Annotated in this window: 15 protein-coding genes; 11 read left to right on the forward strand and 4 right to left on the reverse strand. The window is 74.8% G+C overall.

Annotated elements, in window-relative coordinates:
* Nucleotides 1-5: 5 nt before the first annotated feature.
* From SM577_RS23415 to SM577_RS23435, 5 genes are read left to right on the forward strand one after another with little or no spacing between them, the layout of a single operon-like run.
* Entirely contained in the window at nucleotides 6-1574 is a 1569-nt protein-coding gene (locus SM577_RS23415; protein ID WP_474579801.1) for an amidohydrolase, read from the forward strand.
* A gap of 60 nt (nucleotides 1575-1634) precedes the next feature.
* On the forward strand, nucleotides 1635-3197 hold the full coding sequence (gene kamD / locus SM577_RS23420) for a lysine 5,6-aminomutase subunit alpha (RefSeq protein WP_474587971.1): 1563 nt from the start codon (nucleotides 1635-1637) through the stop codon (nucleotides 3195-3197).
* Nucleotides 3194-3991 carry a lysine 5,6-aminomutase subunit beta gene (kamE, locus tag SM577_RS23425; protein WP_302922694.1) on the forward strand — a complete coding sequence of 266 codons (798 nt, stop codon included), beginning with the start codon at nucleotides 3194-3196 and terminating at the stop codon, nucleotides 3989-3991. The genes kamD and kamE overlap by 4 nt, the downstream gene beginning before the upstream one ends.
* Nucleotides 3988-4380, forward strand: coding sequence for a 3-aminobutyryl-CoA ammonia lyase (kal, locus tag SM577_RS23430; RefSeq protein ID WP_474579800.1), 393 nt, complete (start codon nucleotides 3988-3990; stop codon nucleotides 4378-4380). Before kamE ends, kal begins: the two co-directional genes overlap by 4 nt.
* A complete protein-coding gene (locus SM577_RS23435; protein WP_474587972.1) occupies nucleotides 4377-5714 on the forward strand; it encodes a glutamate mutase L in 1338 nt (445 codons plus the stop codon). The genes kal and SM577_RS23435 overlap by 4 nt, the downstream gene beginning before the upstream one ends.
* 390 nt (nucleotides 5715-6104) lie before the next feature.
* On the opposite strand, the gene SM577_RS23440 is transcribed toward SM577_RS23435, so the two are convergent.
* Complete coding sequence (locus SM577_RS23440; protein ID WP_302922691.1) at nucleotides 6105-6686, reverse strand: helix-turn-helix domain-containing protein; 582 nt, start codon at nucleotides 6684-6686, stop codon at nucleotides 6105-6107.
* Between the two features lie 75 nt (nucleotides 6687-6761).
* On the opposite strand from SM577_RS23440, the gene SM577_RS23445 reads away from it, so the two are divergent.
* The 4 genes from SM577_RS23445 to SM577_RS23460 all read left to right on the forward strand — a co-directional run bounded on the left by SM577_RS23445 (nucleotide 6762) and on the right by SM577_RS23460 (nucleotide 11555).
* Nucleotides 6762-8342: an FAD-dependent oxidoreductase gene (locus SM577_RS23445; protein ID WP_474587973.1), complete on the forward strand. Its 1581-nt coding sequence runs from the start codon at nucleotides 6762-6764 to the stop codon at nucleotides 8340-8342.
* A 202-nt stretch (nucleotides 8343-8544) separates the two neighbouring features.
* The gene (gene lnt / locus SM577_RS23450) at nucleotides 8545-10134 is read left to right on the forward strand and encodes an apolipoprotein N-acyltransferase (protein WP_474587974.1); all 1590 of its coding nucleotides are present in this window, start codon (nucleotides 8545-8547) and stop codon (nucleotides 10132-10134) included.
* Between the two features lie 40 nt (nucleotides 10135-10174).
* Entirely contained in the window at nucleotides 10175-10984 is an 810-nt protein-coding gene (locus SM577_RS23455; RefSeq protein ID WP_302922689.1) for a polyprenol monophosphomannose synthase, read from the forward strand.
* Between the two features lie 52 nt (nucleotides 10985-11036).
* Nucleotides 11037-11555 carry an FxsA family protein gene (locus SM577_RS23460; RefSeq protein WP_302922688.1) on the forward strand — a complete coding sequence of 173 codons (519 nt, stop codon included), beginning with the start codon at nucleotides 11037-11039 and terminating at the stop codon, nucleotides 11553-11555.
* A 67-nt stretch (nucleotides 11556-11622) separates the two neighbouring features.
* On the opposite strand, the gene SM577_RS23465 is transcribed toward SM577_RS23460, so the two are convergent.
* The gene (locus SM577_RS23465; RefSeq protein WP_046564157.1) at nucleotides 11623-11964 is read right to left on the reverse strand and encodes an RNA polymerase-binding protein RbpA; all 342 of its coding nucleotides are present in this window, start codon (nucleotides 11962-11964) and stop codon (nucleotides 11623-11625) included.
* A gap of 219 nt (nucleotides 11965-12183) precedes the next feature.
* Here SM577_RS23465 and SM577_RS23470 point away from each other — a divergent pair, with 219 nt between their 5' ends.
* Together SM577_RS23470 and SM577_RS23475 are read left to right on the forward strand one after the other, a co-directional pair.
* A complete protein-coding gene (locus SM577_RS23470) occupies nucleotides 12184-13665 on the forward strand; it encodes a peptide MFS transporter (protein ID WP_474579793.1) in 1482 nt (493 codons plus the stop codon).
* A 3-nt stretch (nucleotides 13666-13668) separates the two neighbouring features.
* Nucleotides 13669-14964, forward strand: a complete 1296-nt coding sequence (locus tag SM577_RS23475) for a low temperature requirement protein A (protein WP_474587975.1) — start codon at nucleotides 13669-13671, stop codon at nucleotides 14962-14964.
* Between the two features lie 41 nt (nucleotides 14965-15005).
* On the opposite strand, the gene SM577_RS23480 is transcribed toward SM577_RS23475, so the two are convergent.
* Together SM577_RS23480 and SM577_RS23485 are read right to left on the reverse strand one after the other, a co-directional pair.
* Entirely contained in the window at nucleotides 15006-15611 is a 606-nt protein-coding gene (locus tag SM577_RS23480) for a pyridoxamine 5'-phosphate oxidase family protein (protein ID WP_474587976.1), read from the reverse strand.
* Nucleotides 15612-15709: 98 nt separating this feature from the next.
* Complete coding sequence (locus SM577_RS23485; RefSeq protein ID WP_474587977.1) at nucleotides 15710-17002, reverse strand: phosphotransferase; 1293 nt, start codon at nucleotides 17000-17002, stop codon at nucleotides 15710-15712.
* Nucleotides 17003-17172 lie beyond the last annotated feature (170 nt).

A 17172-nucleotide genomic window follows, 5' to 3' on the forward strand; every position in this document is an offset into this window, starting at 1 on the left:
GTGCCATGACGAACCCCTCGACCCTGTACCGCGGCGGGCTGCTGCACTGCCCGGCCGACCCGACCGCGACGGCCCTGCTGGTCGCGGACGGCACGATCACCTGGCTGGGGACGGACGCGGACGCGCCCGCCGCGGACCGGGTGGTGGATCTGGACGGGGCGCTGGTGACCCCGGCGTTCGTGGACGCGCACGTGCACGCCACGGACACCGGTCTGGCGCTGTCGGGCCTGGACCTGTCCGGGGTGCGGTCGGCGGGGGAGTTGCTGGACGCGGTGGCCGGGTTCGCGGCGGACCTGCCGGCGGACGCGGTGGTGCTGGGGCACGGCTGGGACGAGTCGTCCTGGCCGGTGCCGCGGTTGCCGGACGCGGGGGAGTTGGACCGGGCGGCCGGTGGCCGGCGGGTGTACCTGTCGCAGGCGTCGATCCATTCGGCGTTGGTGTCGGCGGCGCTGTTGGCGGCGTGTCCGGAGGCGGCGGGCTCGGCCGGGTACGACGCGTCGGGGTGGCTGCGCCGCGACGCGCACCACGTGGTGCGGGCGGCGGCGTTCGCCTCGGTGACCCGGGCGCAGCGGGTGGCCGCGCAGCGGCGGGCGCTGGAGCACGCGGCGTCGTTGGGGATCGCGGCGGTGCACGAGTGCGGTGGGCCGGAGATCTCCGACGAGGAGGACTTCACCGGGTTGCTGGGGATCTCCGGTGCGGGGCTGCCGGAGGTGTACGGCTACTGGGGTGAGCTGGGCGGCGCGGCGCGGGCGCGGGAGCTGGGCGCGGTGGGCGCCGGTGGTGACCTGTTCGCCGACGGGGCGTTGGGGTCGCGGACGGCGCACGTGTCGCGGGACTACCTGGACGGCGACGGTGGCTGCGGGCACGGCTATCTGAGCGCGGAGCAGGTGCGCGACCATCTGGTGGACTGCGCGGCGCACGGGTTGCAGGGCGGGTTCCACGCGATCGGTGACGCGGCGATCGGCACGGTGCTGGCGGGGTTCGCGGCGGCGGCGGAGCGGGTGGGCACGGACCGGTTGCGGGCGGCCCGGCACCGGGTGGAGCACGCGGAGATCATGAACAAGCGGCTGATCGCCGGGTTCGTGGAGTTCGGGATCGTGGCGAGCATGCAGCCGGCGTTCGACCGGTTGTGGGGTGGCGCGGGTCGGATGTACGAGGCGCGGTTGGGCCTGGACCGGTCGTTGGAGTCGAACCCGATGGGGTCGATGCACGCGGTCGGGGTGGCGTTGGCGTTCGGTTCGGATTCGCCGGTGACGCCGCTGGACCCGTGGGGTTCGGTGCGGGCGGCGGCGGCGCACCACAACCCGGCGCAGCGGATGAGTGAGCGGGCGGCGTTCGCGGCGCACACCCGGGGTGGCTGGCGGGCGGTGCACCTGGACAACGAGGGGGTGCTGGCGCTGGGCGCGCCGGCGACGTTCGCGGTGTGGTCGACGCCGGCGGGGGTGGAGCGGGGGTTGCCGGTGTTGCAGGCCGGCGACCCGGAGGCGCGGGGTCCGCAGGATCCGACGCCGTTGCCGGTGTGCCGGCGCACGGTGCTGCGCGGTGAGGTGATCTATGAGGAAGGGTCTGCGTGAGCGAGCGAACCATCGGTGCGGCGCGGGTCGCGCCGGCGCCGGGCGGGGCGGGGTGACGGCGTGACGGGCAAGCTTGACCTGGATCCGGCGCTGGTGGCGCGGGCGCGGGAGTTGGCGCGCCGGGCCGGGCAGCCGGTGGTGGATCTGGCGCGCAGCCACACCACGGTGTCGGTGGAGCGGGCGGTGCTGCGGCTGGCCGGGGTGACCGGCGCGGATCCGGACGGCATTCCGTGGGTGAACCGGCTCGTCGACGCGGTGGTCGCCGACGTCGGGCTGGGGCACGGGGTGGCGGCGCCGGTGTTCGACGCCCTCAACCGGGAGCAGATCAGCGACGTGACGTTGCTGGCGCAGAAGGCCGCGGCCGGGTCGGTGCGGTTCGGGCAGCCGACCGGGAGGGCGGCGACGGCGGCGCGGCGGGCGGCGCGGAAGGCGGTCGCCGCGGGGATCCGGCGGATCGACCGGCGGCGGGCCGAGCGGGAGCGGCTGGTGAAGCGGTACGGGGATCCGCGGCGGCGGCCGTGGATCTACCTGATCGTGGCGACCGGGGATATCTACGAGGACATCCCGCAGGCGCAGGCGGCGGCCCGGGCGGGCGCGGACGTGATCGCGGTGATCCGGTCGACGGGCCAGTCGCTGTTGGACTACGTGCCGGAGGGGGCTACCCGGGAGGGGTTCGCCGGCACGTACGCCACGCAGGAGAACTTCCGGCTGATGCGGGCGGCGCTGGACGTCTCGTCGAAGGAGCTGGGCCGGTACGTGCGGTTGACGAACTACGCGTCGGGGCTGTGCATGCCGGAGATGGCGACCCTGGCCGGCCTGGAGCGGCTGGACATGATGCTCAACGACTCGATGTACGGGATCCTGTTCCGCGACATCAACCCGATCCGCACGTTCGTGGACCAGCGGTTCTCCCGGCAGGTGCACGCGCGGGCGGGCATCATCATCAACACCGGGGAGGACAACTACCTCACCACCGCCGACGCGGTGGAGGAGGCGCACACGGTGACGGTGTCGCAGCTGCTCAACGAGTACTTCGCGCACGAGGCGGGGTTGGCGGACTGGCAGTTGGGGCTGGGGCACGCATTCGAGATCAACCCGGATCTGCCGGAGTCGTTCCGGTTGGAGTTGGCGCACGCGCTGCTGGCGCGGGAGTTGTTCCCGGACGCGCCGTTGAAGTGGATGCCGCCGACGAAGCACATGACCGGTGACGTGTTCCGCGGCAACCTGCTGGACGGGTTCTTCAACCTGGTGGGCACGATGACGGGGCAGGGCATCCTGCTGGTGGGGATGATGACCGAGGCGGTGGTGACGCCGTGGTTGTCGGACCGGGACATCGCCCTGCAGAACGTGCGTTACGTGCTGGGCGCGGCCGGCGGGTTGCACGAGGACTTCGTGCCGGCGCCGGGCGGGTTCATCCAGCAGCGGGCGAACCGGGTGCTGGGCGAGGCGGTGGAGTTGCTGGAGCGCATCGGTGAGCAGTCGCTGCTGTCGGCGATCGCCGAGGGCACGTTCGGGATCATGAAGCGGCCGGCGGACCGGGGCAAGGGTCTGGACGGGGTGGCCCGGCACGAGGCGGACTACTACAACCCGGCCACCGAGATCCTGGAAGGGGACGCGGCGTGAGCGGCGTCGAGGTCGGCGCGGCGGCGCCGGGTGGCGGGGCCGCCGAGAAGCGGATCGTCCGGCCGTACGGGGACACCACCGGTGACGGCATGGTGCAGGTGTCGTTCACGCTGCCGGTGCCGCACGACAAGCGGGCCGAGGGCGCGGCGGTGCAGCTGGCGAACAAGATGGGCATCGACCCGGCGATGCTGGTGCACGCCAAGCAGATGGGCGACGGGTTCACCTTCTTCGTGGTGTACGGGCGGGTGAACCACCTGGTGGACCTGGCCGCGGTGCAGGTGGTGGAGCGGGACTTCCCGCTGCTGAGCGCCAAGGAGGTCAACGCGGTGGTGAAGCAGCGGTTGCGGCGCAAGTTGTCGGTGGTGGGCGCCTGCATCGGCACCGACGCGCACACCGTCGGCATCGACGCGATCCTCAACGTCAAGGGCATCGCCGGGGAGAAGGGCCTGGAGTACTACCGGGAGTTGACGGTCACCAACCTGGGCGCGCAGGTCAGCGTGCCGGAGCTGGTGGAGGCGGCGCGGGCGGCGAAGGCCGACGCGGTGCTGGTGTCGCAGGTGGTCACCCAGCGCGACGCGCACCTGCACAACACCCGGGAGATGTCCGCGGCGTTCCGGGAGGCGATGCCGGCGGGGAAGCGGCCGCTGCTGATCGTGGGTGGGCCGCGGTTCGACGAGACGATGACCGAGGAGCTGGGGGTGGACCGGATCTTCGGCCGGGGCACCACCCCGGGTGAGGTGGCCAGCTACCTGGTGCACGCGTTGATCACCAACCGGAAGGCGGCGAGGGCATGACTGATTCCCGGGTCGGGTTGACCGTGACGCACCGGCGGTACGTGCCGTACTCGCACGCCCACTACGCGGGGAACCTGGTCGACGGGGCGTACGCGCTGGGGTTGTTCGGGGACGTGGCCACGGAGGTGTGCATCCGCACCGACGGCGACGAGGGGCTGTTCGCGTCCTATTCGGACGTGCAGTTCAGGGCGCCGATGAAGGCCGGGGACGTGCTGGAGGTGACCGCGACGGTGACCCGGGTGGGTACCCGCAGCCGCACGGTGGACTTCGTCGCCCGGGTGGTGTGCCGGGGCCGGCCGGACAAGGGCGAGTCGGCCGCGGAGGTGCTCGCCGAGCCGATCGTGGCGGTCACCGCGACCGGCACCGTGGTCGTCCCGCCGCCGGCGTGAGCCTCGCCGTCTGCGCCGACGTCGGGTCCACGTACACGAAGGTGGCGGTGGTGGACCTGGACGCGGCGGTGCTGGTCGCGGCGGCGTCGGCGCCGACCACGGTGGGCACTGACGTGCTGCACGGCCTGGACGCGGCGGTGGCCGCGGCCACCGCCGGGCTCGGGGCGCGCGGCGCGCCGTGGTACGTGTGCTCGTCGGCCGGCGGCGGGCTGCGGCTGGCGGTGGTCGGCTACGAGCAGTTGGTGACGGCGCAGGCCGGCCGGCGGGTGGGGCTGTCGGCGGGCGCGAACGTGGTGCACGTGGCGGCCGGGCGGTTGGGTGTGGCGGAGCTGACCGGGTTGCGGGCGGCCCGCCCGGACGTGGTGCTGCTGGTCGGCGGCACCGACGGCGGGGACGCCGAGACGCTGACCCACAACGCGACCCGGCTGGCCCGGGCCCGGTGGCGGCGGCCGGTGGTGCTGGCCGGCAACGCCGACGTCCGCGACGACCTGCACGCCCTGCTGGCCGGGGCGGGGGTGCCGGTGACGGTGGCGGAGAACGTGCTGCCGCGCATCGGGGTGCTGGCGCCGGCGGGCGCGCGGGCGGCGATCCGGGAGGTGTTCCTGCGCCACGTGATCGGCGGTAAGCGGTTGTCGCGGGGGTCGCGGTTCGCGCGGCTGGTGCGCGCGGCCACCCCGGACGCGGTGCTGACCGGGGTGGAGGTCCTCGCCGACGCGATCGGTGGGGACCTGGCGGTGGTGGACGTTGGTGGGGCGACCACCGACGTGTATTCGGTGCTGACCCCGGACGAGCGGGACAGCGGGCCGGGCCGGGAGGTCGCCGGCACGCTGTGGCGGGCCCGCACCGTCGAGGGGGACCTCGGTATGCGGTGGTCCGCGCCGGGGGTGGTGCGGGCGGCCGCGGAGGAGCGGCTGCTGGCCCCGGGTGAGCAGGAGACGTTGGCGGCGGCCGCGGCGGCGCGGGCCGCCGAGCCGGGCCTGCTGGCCGCGACGGACGCGGAGCGGGCCGCGGACCGGCGGATCGCGGCGCTGGCGGCGACGGTGGCGTTGCGGCGGCACGCCCGCGGTGGCGCCACCGGGGAGCGCGGCGGGCGGGATCTGCGGGACGTGCGGCTGGTGGTGGGTTCCGGTGGGGTGCTGCGGCACGCCCCGGCCGGTGACGCGGCGGGGGTGCTGGAGGCGGCGTTGGGCGACCACGCCGGCGGGTGGCCGCTGCCGCGGGCGGCGCGGCCGGTGGTGGACGTGGATTACGTGTTGGCCGCCGGAGGGTTGCTGGCCGGCGACCATCCGCAGGTGGCGGGGCGGTTGCTGCGCCGGCACCTGGCCGTCGACTGAGGACGCCGGGCGCGACACGCCGAAGCGCGACACACGACAGGCCGGGGGTGGGTTGACAGGGCCCGGGGGGCAGCACGTACCGTCTTTGAGTCCTACCACGGGAAGCGGCTGCTGTTCGCTTCGTCCCTTCGTCCGCTGGCCGAGCGACCCGCTTGGGTCGCGGCGGCCAGGTCCAGCGGGCGGGGGTCGGCGGGGCGGCGCGAACCGGCCGCGGTTACCGGTGTACGGGCAGGGTGGGGTGCACGGCCAGTAGACAACGGCCCGGCGGGGGCAGCCAGTCCGCGTCCGGTCGGTCCGAAGGTCGGCGTGCCGCATCCTCGCCCCACCGGCCGGGAAGGGCCTGGGAGCATCGGGGCGCGGCGCGAGCCGCGCCCCGATTTCGTTTTCCGGTCAGCGCTTCGCGGGGCGGGCGCGCACGTGCAGCCGTTCGCCCTGCGGCCCGAACAGGGTGAGGATCTCGGTGGGCTCCGGGCCGGGGTTGAGCACGCAGTGCGGCACCCGGGTGTCGAACTCGGCCACCTCGCCCGGCTCCAGGATCAGGTCGTGCTCGCCGAGCAGCAGCCGCACCCGGCCGGAGAGCACGTACAGCCACTCGTAGCCCTCGTGGGTCTGCTGTTCCGGCTCGGCGGGGGTGTGCGGGGGCAGGATCTGCTTGAACGCCTGCAGACCGCCCGGGCGGCGGGTCAGCGGCAGGAACGTCACACCGTGGCGGACGATGGGGCGGGCGTGCACCCGCGGGTCGCCGACCTCCGGCGCGCCGACCAGTTCGTCCAGTGGCACCTGGTGGGCGCGGGCCAGCGGCAGCAGCAGTTCCAGGGTGGGCCGGCGCTGCCCCGACTCCAGCCGCGACAGCGTGCTCACCGAGATGCCGGTGGTGGCGGCCAGGTCGGTCAGGGTCGTGCCACGCTGCTTGCGCAGGGCCCGCAGCCGTGGCCCCACCGCCGCCAGCACCGCCGCCTCGTCGTTTGCCATAACAGCAACATTACTTGTCGAATTCGCGACGCCGGTGGAGCGTGGGAACCCGCACGAGGCGACGAGGGGGAGCAGATGGACGACAGGTACGACGTGGTGGTGGTCGGCGGCGGCGCCGCCGGGCTGGCCGGGGCGCTGGCGCTGGGCCGGGCCCGCCGCTCGGTGCTGGTGGTCGACGGCGGCGAGCCGCGCAACGCGCCCGCCGCGCACATGCACAACTACCTGGGCCGCGACGGCACCGCCCCGGGTGAGCTGCTGGCCGCCGGCCGGGCCGAGGTCACCGGGTACGGCGGGCGGATCGTGGCCGGCCAGGTGGTCTCCGCCGCCCGCGACGGGGCGGAGTTCACCGTCACCCTCGACGACGGGCGGACGGTGCGGGCGCGCCGGCTGCTGGTCGCCACCGGGCTGGTCGACGAGCTGCCCGAGGTGCCGGGGCTGGCGCAGCGGTGGGGCCGGGACGTGCTGCACTGCCCGTACTGCCACGGCTGGGAGGTGCGCGACCGGCGGATCGGGGTGCTGGCCACCGGCCCGTTCGGGGTGCACCAGGCGCAGCTGTGGCGGCAGTGGAGCGAGCACGTGCTGCTCGTGCTGCACGGCGCGGCGGCGCCGGGGGCCGAGGAGACCGAGCAGCTCGCCGCGCGGGCCATCCCGGTGGTGGAGGGGCCGGTCGCCGGGCTGGAGGTGACCGGGGACGCGCTGACCGGGGTGCGGCTGGCCTCCGGCGAGGTGGTCGAGCTGGACGCGCTGGTGGTCGCGCCGCGGTTCACCGCCCGCGCCGGGCTGCTGGCGTCGCTGGGCCTGGCGCCGGTCGAGGTGGAGATGGGCGGGCACGTGTTCGGCAGCCAGGTCCCCGCCGACGCCAACGGCGCCACCGCGGTGCCGGGGGTGTGGGTGGCCGGCAACGTGGCCGACGTACGCGCCCAGGTGATCACCTCCGCGGGGGCCGGGTTGACCGCCGGCGCGGCGATCAACGCCGACCTGGTCGCCGAGGACACCCGCGCTGCGGTGGCCGGCTACCGGGACCGCCGGGAGACCATGTTCACCGAGGCCGCCTGGGAGGAGCGCTACCGGTCCCGGCCGGCGGTGTGGAGCGGGCGACCCAACCCGCAGCTGGTCGCCGAGGCCGCGCAGCTGCCGCCGGGGCGGGCGCTGGACGTCGGCGCCGGCGAGGGCGCCGACGCGGTGTGGCTGGCCGGGCGGGGGTGGCAGGTGACCGCGGTGGACATCTCCACCACCGCGCTGGGACGGGCCGCCGCGCACGCCGACACCGCCGGGGCGGCCGTCGCCGGGCGGATCGAGTGGGTGCACGCCGACCTGCTGGCCAAGCCGCCCGCCGCGGACTCCTACGACCTGGTGTCGGCGCAGTTCATGCAGCTGCCGCCGGAGCAGCGGCAGGAGATGTTCGCCCGGCTGGCCGCCGCGGTGGCCCCCGGCGGCACCCTGCTCATCGTCGGGCACCACCCGTCGGACCTGCGGACCAGCGCCCACCGCCTGCACTTCCCGGAGATGATGTTCACCGCCGAGGAGGTGGCGGCGGGACTGGACCCGGGCCGCTGGCAGGTGCTGGCCGCCGAGACACGCCCCCGGGCGATGGTGAACCCGGAGGGGCGGGAGATCACCATCCACGACGCCGTCCTGGTCGCCCGCCGCCGCTGACGGGTCACGGTCGGGTCCGCCGCCCGCGCGCGGCGGACCCGACCGCCGACCAGCCCGCCCCGGGGTGACCGGCGACACCGGGGTGACCGGCGGCCCCGGCGTGGCCCGCGCCCGTGGTCCTGCCGCACCCGGCGCCTCGCCGAGCGCGGCGACGCGGCGCCGGGCGGGTAGCCTTCAGCACCGTGATCGAGATGAGGCGCCGGTGACGACCCTGGACCCCACGCACGCCGAGCCGGCCGCCCGGCCGGCGGACGCGGCGCGCCCGCTGCCGCTGCGGGTGGCCGCGCCGCTGGCGATCGCCGCCGGCGTGGCGCTGCTGCTGGCGTTCCCCCCGTACGGGGTGTGGCCGCTGGCGCCGGCCGGGGTGGCGCTGCTGGCCGCCGCCGCGCACCGGCGGCGGCTGCGCGCCGGCGCCGGCCTGGGCTTCCTCACCGGGGTGGCGCTGTTCGCGCCGCTGCTGTCCTGGACGAACCTGCACACCGGCTACCTGCCGTGGGTGCTGCTGTCCCTGCTGCAGGCCGGCTACCTGGCGCTGCTCGGCGCCGCCACCGCGTGGGTGTCCCCGCTGGCCGACCGGTGGCGCTGGACGTGGCCCGCGCTGACCGGTCTGCTCTGGGTGGGGCAGGAGGCGCTGCGCGACCGCACCCCGTTCGGCGGGTTCCCGTGGGGGCGGCTGGCCTTCAGCCAGGACACCTCGCCGCTGCTGCGGCTGGCCGCGCTGGGCGGGGCGCCGCTGGTGACCTTCGCGGTGGCGGTGGCCGGCGGGCTGCTGGTGACCGCCGCGTGGCGGCGCTACGACGTGCGCCGGTGGTGGGCGCCGGCCGCCGCGCTGACCGCCGGCGCCCTCGCCGTGGTCGCCGCCGGCCTGGCGGTGCCCGTCGGCGCGGCCGGCGGCGGACCCACCGTCACCGTGGCGATCGTGCAGGGCAACGTGCCCCGGCTCGGGCTGGACTTCAACGCCCAGCGGCAGGCGGTGCTGAACAACCACGTCGACGCCACCATCGAGCTGGCCGCCCGGGTGGCCGACGGGCAGCGGCCGCAGCCGGACCTGGTGGTGTGGCCGGAGAACTCCAGCGACATCGACCCGCTGCGCAATTCTGCCGCCGGAGCGCGTATCTCCGCGGCCGCCGACGCGATCCGGGCGCCGATCCTGGTCGGCGCGGTGCTGCTCGGCCCGCAGCCCGGCCAGGTCCGCAACGCCGGCATCCTGTGGCGTCCCGGCGCCGGCCCCGACCTGGAGCAGCTGTACACCAAGCGGCACCCGGTGCCGTTCGCCGAGTACGTGCCGCTGCGCGACCTGGCCCGGATGGTCAGCAAGCAGGTCGACCGGGTCCGCAACGACTTCGTGCCGGGCAGCGAACCGGGCGTGCTGCGCGCCGGACAGACGGTGCTCGGCGACGTGATCTGCTTCGAGGTCGCCTACGACGAGGTGGTCCGCGACACCGTCACCGGCGGGGCGCAGCTGCTGGTGGTGCAGACCAACAACGCCACCTTCGACGTCGCCGAGGCCCGCCAGCAGCTGGCCATGGTGCGGCTGCGCGCCGTGGAGCACGGCCGGCCGGCGTTGATGGCCTCCACGGTCGGAGTGTCCGGGTTCGTCTCCCCGCACGGGCGGGTAAGCGACGCCACCGGGTTCAACACCCGTGCGGTCGTGGTCCGGCAGGTGGCGCTCTCCGACGGGCGAACCCTGGCCACCCGGGTCGGGCTGTGGCCGGAGGTGGCGCTGACCGCCCTCGCGGTGGCGGCCCTGGCCGCCGCGGGGGTGCTGCGCCGCCGGCAGCGCGCCGGGTAGCGACAGCCGACCCCGGGCGGCGGAGGGGGTAATCGACGTGGTGGGCGAGGCGACCGACGTCCGGCGGCCGGGCCCGGACCGGCCCGGCCCCGGTCGGGTGCTGGTGGTGATCCCGACCTTCAACGAGGCCGACAACGTCACCCGGATCGTGGCGCGGGTGCGCCGGGCCGCGCCCGAGGTGGAGATCCTCGTCGCCGACGACAACAGCCCCGACGGCACCGGGGCCATCGCCGACGCCCTCGCCGGCGCCGACCCGCGGGTGCACGTGCTGCACCGGGAGGGCAAGCAGGGCCTCGGCGCGGCCTACCTGGCCGGTTTCGAATGGGCCCGCCAGCGCGGCTACGACGCGGTGGTGGAGATGGACGCCGACGGGTCGCACGCCCCGGAGGACCTGCCCGCGTTGCTGGCGGCGGCCCGGGACGCGGACGTGGTGATCGGGTCGCGGTGGACCCGTGGGGCGCGGGTGGTGAACTGGCCGCTGCGGCGGCTGCTGCTGTCGCGCTGCGGCAACCTGTACGCGCGGCTGGCGCTGGGCATGCCGGTCTCCGACGCCACCGGCGGCTACCGGGTGTACCGGCTCGACGCGCTGCGCCGGCTGGACCTGGCGTCGATCTGCTCCCAGGGGTACTCGTTCCAGGTGGAGCTGTCCCGGCTGGCGCACCGGGCCGGCGTGCGGATCGTCGAGGTACCGATCACCTTCGCCGAGCGGGAACGCGGCAGCAGCAAGATGAGCCCGCTGATCGTGGCCGAGGCGCTGTGGCGGATCACCGGCTGGGCGGTGCAGGACCGCCGGCTGGCGGTGCGGCGCGGCCTGCACGGCACCCCCACCGGTCAGGTGCGGTGGCCCTGAGCGGGGGCGTGTCATGCTGGACGGGCGGGACGTGCGGACGGGATGGGGTGACATGCGCCGGGGACTGAGGTTCGTACCGTTGGCCCTGCTGCTGGCAGTGGCGCTGGAGCTGGCGGTTTTCGTGCTGCTCGGGCGGGCCGTCGGGTTCGGGACCGCGGTGCTGGTGGTGTTCGCGGTGTCGCTGCTGGGGCTGGTGTTGCTGCGCCGGGAGGGGATGCGGGCGTGGCGGGGCTTCCGGGCCTCCGCGCAGGCCGGGCAGCCGCCGGGGCGGCAGGTGACCGACGGCCTGGTCGGGCTCGCCGGCGCCCTGCTGCTGGCCACCCCCGGCCTGGTCAGCGGGGCGGTCGGGCTGCTGCTGCTGGTGCCGCCGGTGCGGCGGCTGGCCCGTTCCGGGGTGCAACGTGCCGCCGAGCGCCGGGTGTCGTCGATGGTCGCCGGTGACCTGTTCGGGCCCCGCCGGGTGCGGGTGCGCCGGGGCGCGCCGCAGCCGGCCCCGCGTCCGGCCGAGCAGCCGACGGTGGTCGACGGTGGCCGCGCCATAGAAGGGGAGATCGTCGAGCCGGGCCGCTGAGACGGCCCGGAACGGACGACGGCGCCCCGGGAGGGTTTCCTCCCGGGGCGCCGTGGTGTCGGTGCGGTCAGGCGCGACCGCGGCGGGTGCGGACCTCCTGCAGCCGCTCGGCGAGGATGTCCTCCAGCTCGGCGATGGACCGCCGCTCCAGCAGCATGTCCCAGTGGGTACGCGGCGGCTTGGCCTTCTTCTGCTCCGGCTCGCTGCCGTCGACCAGCCGGGCGACGCTGCCGTCGAACTTGCACTCCCAGGTCGTGGGGACCTCGGCGTCGACGGCGAACGGCACCTCGAACTGGTGACCCTTGGCGCAGAGGTACTCGCGGGTCTGCCGCGGCGCGAGCTCCGTGTTGCGGTCGGACTCGTAGCTGACCGCGCCCAGCCGGCTACCGCGCAGCATACGCTCGCCCATGATCGACTTCCCCTCGTTCGTGGTGCTGGTCTTCAGGTGTAACGGTCCGTCTCCGCCGGGCCATTCCCGCCCCGGGCGCTGCCGCCGCACGGGTCGAGCCTGACCAAGGGTAGCCGGCCATGCCAGTCGCCCGGCGGGGTCGTCCCGGCCGGGCGGAATCGGTGGAGTGTTTTCGCTGCCAACGGGGATGTTAGCCGCCCGAGCAGAGCGGAGGCTGCGATGGCTGGTGACGCGCCGGTGGCGAACCGACCGCCCGCCGGGCGGACCTTCTTCGGCCATCCGCGGGCCCTGGCCACCCTATTCCTCACCGAGATGTGGGAGCGGTTCAGCTTCTACGGCATGCGGGCGATCCTGGTGCTCTACCTCACCGCGGAACTCGCCGACGACGGGCTGGGCCTGGCCGAGTCCACCGCGAACGCGGTGTACGGCTCGTACAACGCGATGGTCTACCTGATGGCGCTGCCCGGCGGCTGGGTCGCCGACCGGCTGATCGGCGCCCGCCGCAGCGTGCTCTGGGGCGGTGTGGTCATCGCGGCCGGCCACTACGTGATGGCGGTGCCGGCGCGGTGGAGCGTGTTCGCCGGGATGACGCTGATCGTGCTCGGCACCGGGCTGCTCAAACCCAACATCTCCACCATGGTCGGCGACCTGTACGACCGGGACTCCCCGCGCCGCGACGCCGGCTTCTCGATCTTCTACATGGGCATCAACCTCGGCGCGTTCATCGCGCCGCTGATCACCGGTTTCCTCGGCGAGAAGATCAACTGGCATCTGGGTTTCGGCGCGGCGGCGGTCGGCATGACCTTCGGCGTGGTGCAGTACGTGCTGGGCGGGCGCAACCTCGGCGAGGCCGGCGCCCGGCCCGCCGACCCGCTGCTCGGCGCGGACCGCCGCCGCGCGCTGACCCGGGTCGGGCTCGCCACCGCCGCGATCCTGGTGGCGGTGGTCGTGCTGGCCGTGGCCGGGCTGTTCACCGTCGACACCGTGGTCAACCTGCTCGCCGCGGTCACCGTGGTGGTCACCATCGGCTACTTCGCCCGGATCATGGTGGACCGGGAACTCAGCGCCACCGAACGCAGCCGGATGAAGGCGTACGTGTGGCTGTTCGTCTTCGCCGCCGCGTTCTGGCTGATCTACGACCAGGCCGGGTCGGTGCTGAACCTCTTCGCCGCCGAGCGCACCGACCGGGACGTCGCCGGGTTCACCTTCCCCGCGTCCTGGTTGCAGTCGGTCAACCCGATCCTGATCATCATCGGGGCGCCGCTGTTCGCGCTGCTCTGGCTGCGGCTGGGGCACCGGGTCTCCACCCCGACGAAGTTCGCCGTCGGCCTGGTGCTCAACGGCCTGTCGTTCGTGCTGATGGCCGCCGCCGCGCAGGCCGCCGTCGGCGGCGACCTGGTCTCCCCGTGGTGGCTGGTGGCGGTGTACGCCATCCAGGTCGCCGGCGAGCTGTCGCTGAGCCCGGTCGGGCTGTCCGCCACCACCAAGCTGGCGCCGGTGAAGTACGCCAGCCAGATGATGGGGCTGTGGTTCCTGGCCACCGCCGTCGGCGACGCGATCGGCGGGCAGGTGGCCCGCCTCGCCGACACCTGGTCCGAGCCGGTGTACTTCCTGACCTTCGGGCTGGCGTCGGTGGCGCTCGGGCTGGGCGCGGTGATGTTCGCCCGGCAGATCCGCGCCCTGATGGCCGGCATCCACTGATCCATGACCGCAAAGGTGCGCCCGGGACTGCGACCGCTGTCCGAGCGGACCCCCGTCACCACCGCGGAACTCTTCTTCGACGTGGTGTTCGTGTTCGCCTTCATCCAGGTCACCACGCTGATGACGGCGGAGGACGACGCGCTCGGCGTGATCCACGGACTGCTGGTGCTGACCCTGCTGTGGTGGTCCTGGTCGCTGTTCGCGTGGCTCGGCAACCGGGTCCGGGCGAACTACGGACTGTCCCGGCTGGTGGTCCTGGCCGTGACACCGGTGCTGTTCGTGCTGGCCGTCAACATCCGCGAGGCGTTCGACGACGCCCCGGGCGGGGTCAACACGGCGCTGTGGTTCGTCGGGTGCTTCGCCGTCGTGCGCATCCTCTACCTCGGCCTGCGGCTGTACGCCACGCCGGGCCTGACCGGCCGGGAGATCGCCGCGCTCACCGTGCCGGTGACCGTCGCCACCGGCCTGCTGCTGGCCGCGGCGCTGCTGCCCGAAACCTTCCTCCCACCCGAGCGGGTACGCCTCGGCGAGGTGGTGCTCTGGGCGCTGGCGGTCGCCGTCGACTACGGCTGCGGGATGGCGATGCCCGTCCCGGAGCGGACCATCTTCTCCGCCCGGCACTGGGCCGAACGACACAACCTGATCATCATCGTGGCGCTCGGCGAGGTGCTGGTGTCGGTCGGCCTCGCCGGCAGCGACATCCCCAACTCACCGGGCCTGCTGATCGCCTCGGCGCTCACCGTCGTCGTCGCCGGGGCACTGGAGTGGATCTACTTCGACCTGTCGACGCTGGCCGGGGAGCACGCGCTGCGCCAGGCCGACCAGAAACGCCGGGTGGTGCTCGCCCGGGACGGCTACACCTACCTGCACCTGCCGATGATCGCCGGCATCATCCTGCTGGCCGTCGGGCTCAAGCACACCCCCGCGCTGATGGGGGACGTGCGCGGTCAGGGCCGCGGCGACCCGCTCGACGACCTCGGCCGCTTCGCCATGTACGGCGGGGTCGCGCTGTTCCTGCTGGCACACGCGGCGTTCCAGCGGCGGGTGAGCAGGGCGGCCGGGATGGTCGTCTGGCCACGGATCGCCGCGGCGGTGCTGCTGCTCGCCCTCCTGCCGCTCACCGCCCGGATCGCCGCCGCGCAGTCGCTGGCGCTGCTCGCCGCGATCTGCCTGGTCACCGCGGTGACCGAGTTCTTCGTCAGCCGCCCGACGCGACGCCACCTGCGTCAGGCGTTGATCGAGGAGACCGACGGGCACCTGCCGGGGGCCGAGACGGACAACGGAAGCCGTTCGGCCTGACCGGGGCGCCGGCGACGCGGCCGCCGGAGCGGCGGGTGCGGTCAGGGCGTGGCCGGGCGGGGTCCGGGCGTCGGCGGCAGGGGCAGCGGCAGCCCGGGCAGCCCGTCGATGCTGCGCGCGACGTGCTCCTTCCTGGTGAAGTAGTCGCTCAGCGAGGCGTCGTCCTCGCGGGCGAAGCGACGGGCGTGCAGGTCCCGGTCGGCGTCGTAGGACATGAACGGCACCGCGTAGCCGCAGGTGTCCCGGATCAGCTCGGCGCGCACCACGATGATCGCGCGCAGCCCGTGCACGCTGGTGTCGATGTCCGGGAAGTACCCGGCCAGCTCCGTCCAGCGCGGGTCGTCGCGGAACACCGGCTCCCCGCGCCCGTGCACCCGCACGATGTTCGGCGGCCCCTGGAAGGCGCACCACATCAGCGTGATCCGGCCGTTCTCCCGCAGGTGCGCGATGGTCTCCGCGTTGGAACCGGCGAAGTCCAGGTAGGCCACGGTGTGCGGGTCGAGGACCGCCCAGGAGCCGCGCAGTCCCTTCGGCGACAGGTTGATGGTGCCGTCACCGGCCAGCGGTGCGGTCGCGGTGAAGAAGAGCGGCTGCTCCTCGATGAAGGTCCGCAGGCGGCCGTCGATGCGCTCGTACGTCTTTCCCACCCCGGCATCCTCTCCCCGGCGGCACCGGATGCGGTGCCCCGCCCGGCGCCGTCCCACACCCTGGCCGTGGTCCCGGCCCGCCGCGCCGGCCCGGCCGGTCAGCCCAGCCGGGCCGGGCGGGGATCGCACCAGCCGGTCAGGTGGGCGTCCCGGCCGGCCACGCCGTCCAGGACCCGGCGCGCCCACACCGCCGCCATCGGCAGGTAGTCGAACTCGTAGCCGGGCCCGGTGCGGTCCATCAGGTCGACGAACTTGGCCAGCTCCACCAGCGCGGCGACCGGCTTGGCGACCCGCCACGCCTCCCGCAGCTCACTCGGGGAGGCCAGCTCGCGCCAACCGTCCAGATAGGCGCCGACCTGCCGGCGCGCCTCCGGCTCGGGCACCTGGTGCAACCAGCCGGCCAGGTCGAACAGCGGATGCGAGACCCGGGCGAAGCTCCAGTCGAACAGCAGCGGCCCGTCCGGGCGGTCCGCCGCGTTGTCCGGGTGCAGGTCGCCGTGGGTCAGGGCCGCCGGCAGGTCGAGGTCGGCGAGTTCGGCGCAGCGGTCCTGCAACCACATCGCCACCCCGGTCAGCCCACCCGGACCGGTGCCGGCCCGATCCCACACCTCGGCCCGGCGGGTCAGCGCCGGCACCCGGTCGGCCAGGTCGTCCAGCGTCAGCACCGGACAGCCGGCCGCCTCCAGCGGGCCGGTCCGGCCCGCCGTGGCGGCCTGGACGCGGGCCAGCAGGCGCAGCGCGGCCGCGCCGTCGCGGGCCGGCGGCTGGACGCCGAAGTCGGCGCTGAGCCACCAGCCGTGCTCGGCCGAGTGGGCCAGCACCTCCGGCACCGCCCGCGGCCACGTCCGGGCCAGTTCGGCGATCACCCGGGGTTCGGCGACCAGGTGCGGCAGCGCCGCCTTGAGGAACACCGCCCCCTCGGTGGTGGGTGCCCGCAGCACCGTCGAGGTCGTCCAGTGCCGGATCTGGCTGACCGGGCCGGTGCGGCGGGCCCCCCGCCCGGCCAGCACCGCGTCCAGCCAGCCGGTGGCGGCGGCGAACCAGCCGGGCCGGTACCAGGCCGGGCGGCCGCCCGGCGCGGACCGTTCCCGCCAGCGCCGCACCGACGCCGCACCGAACGCGGCCGCGTCGTGCCAGCCGTAGCCGGCGGCCGGTTCGCCGTCGACCGGCTCGGCCACGAACAGGGTGGTGTCCAGCGGTTCGAGCAGCGCCACCCGCAGCCCCGTCTCGGCGGCGACAGCACCGGGCAGTTGGCTGCTCGGCGGCGGCCACGACGCGGTCAGCCGCAGCCGGGGCAGGACCACCTCGCCGTCGCGCCGGCGGCCCAGCACCCGGCCCGGCCCGGCGGCGATGATCACGTCCACGTCGACCGCCGCGACCGGGGCACTCATGCCGGCACTCCGCTGCGCTCCGTGCCGCCATGAGGCACCACCGCACTGCACTGCTGATTCGCTCGCTGGCGCTCGCTCATGACGGCACTCCGCTGCGCTCCGTGCCGCCATGAGGCACCACCGGACTGCGTTGACGATTCGCTCGCTGGCGCTCGCTCATGCCGGCACTC

It is taken from the genome of Micromonospora desertarenae, assembly GCF_056150265.1.

Bases quoted from the DNA above. Each gene is read 5' to 3' on its own strand.
- SM577_RS23415 (WP_474579801.1), top strand. From the start codon at position 6: ATGACGAACCCCTCGACCCTGTACCGCGGCGGGCTGCTGCACTGCCCG.
- kal (WP_474579800.1), top strand. From the start codon at position 3,988: ATGACTGATTCCCGGGTCGGGTTGACCGTGACGCACCGGCGGTACGTG.
- SM577_RS23440 (WP_302922691.1), bottom strand. From the start codon at position 6,686: ATGGCAAACGACGAGGCGGCGGTGCTGGCGGCGGTGGGGCCACGGCTG.
- SM577_RS23445 (WP_474587973.1), top strand. From the start codon at position 6,762: ATGGACGACAGGTACGACGTGGTGGTGGTCGGCGGCGGCGCCGCCGGG.
- SM577_RS23460 (WP_302922688.1), top strand. From the start codon at position 11,037: ATGCGCCGGGGACTGAGGTTCGTACCGTTGGCCCTGCTGCTGGCAGTG.
- SM577_RS23465 (WP_046564157.1), bottom strand. From the start codon at position 11,964: ATGGGCGAGCGTATGCTGCGCGGTAGCCGGCTGGGCGCGGTCAGCTAC.
- SM577_RS23470 (WP_474579793.1), top strand. From the start codon at position 12,184: ATGGCTGGTGACGCGCCGGTGGCGAACCGACCGCCCGCCGGGCGGACC.
- SM577_RS23475 (WP_474587975.1), top strand. From the start codon at position 13,669: ATGACCGCAAAGGTGCGCCCGGGACTGCGACCGCTGTCCGAGCGGACC.
- SM577_RS23485 (WP_474587977.1), bottom strand. From the start codon at position 17,002: ATGAGTGCCCCGGTCGCGGCGGTCGACGTGGACGTGATCATCGCCGCC.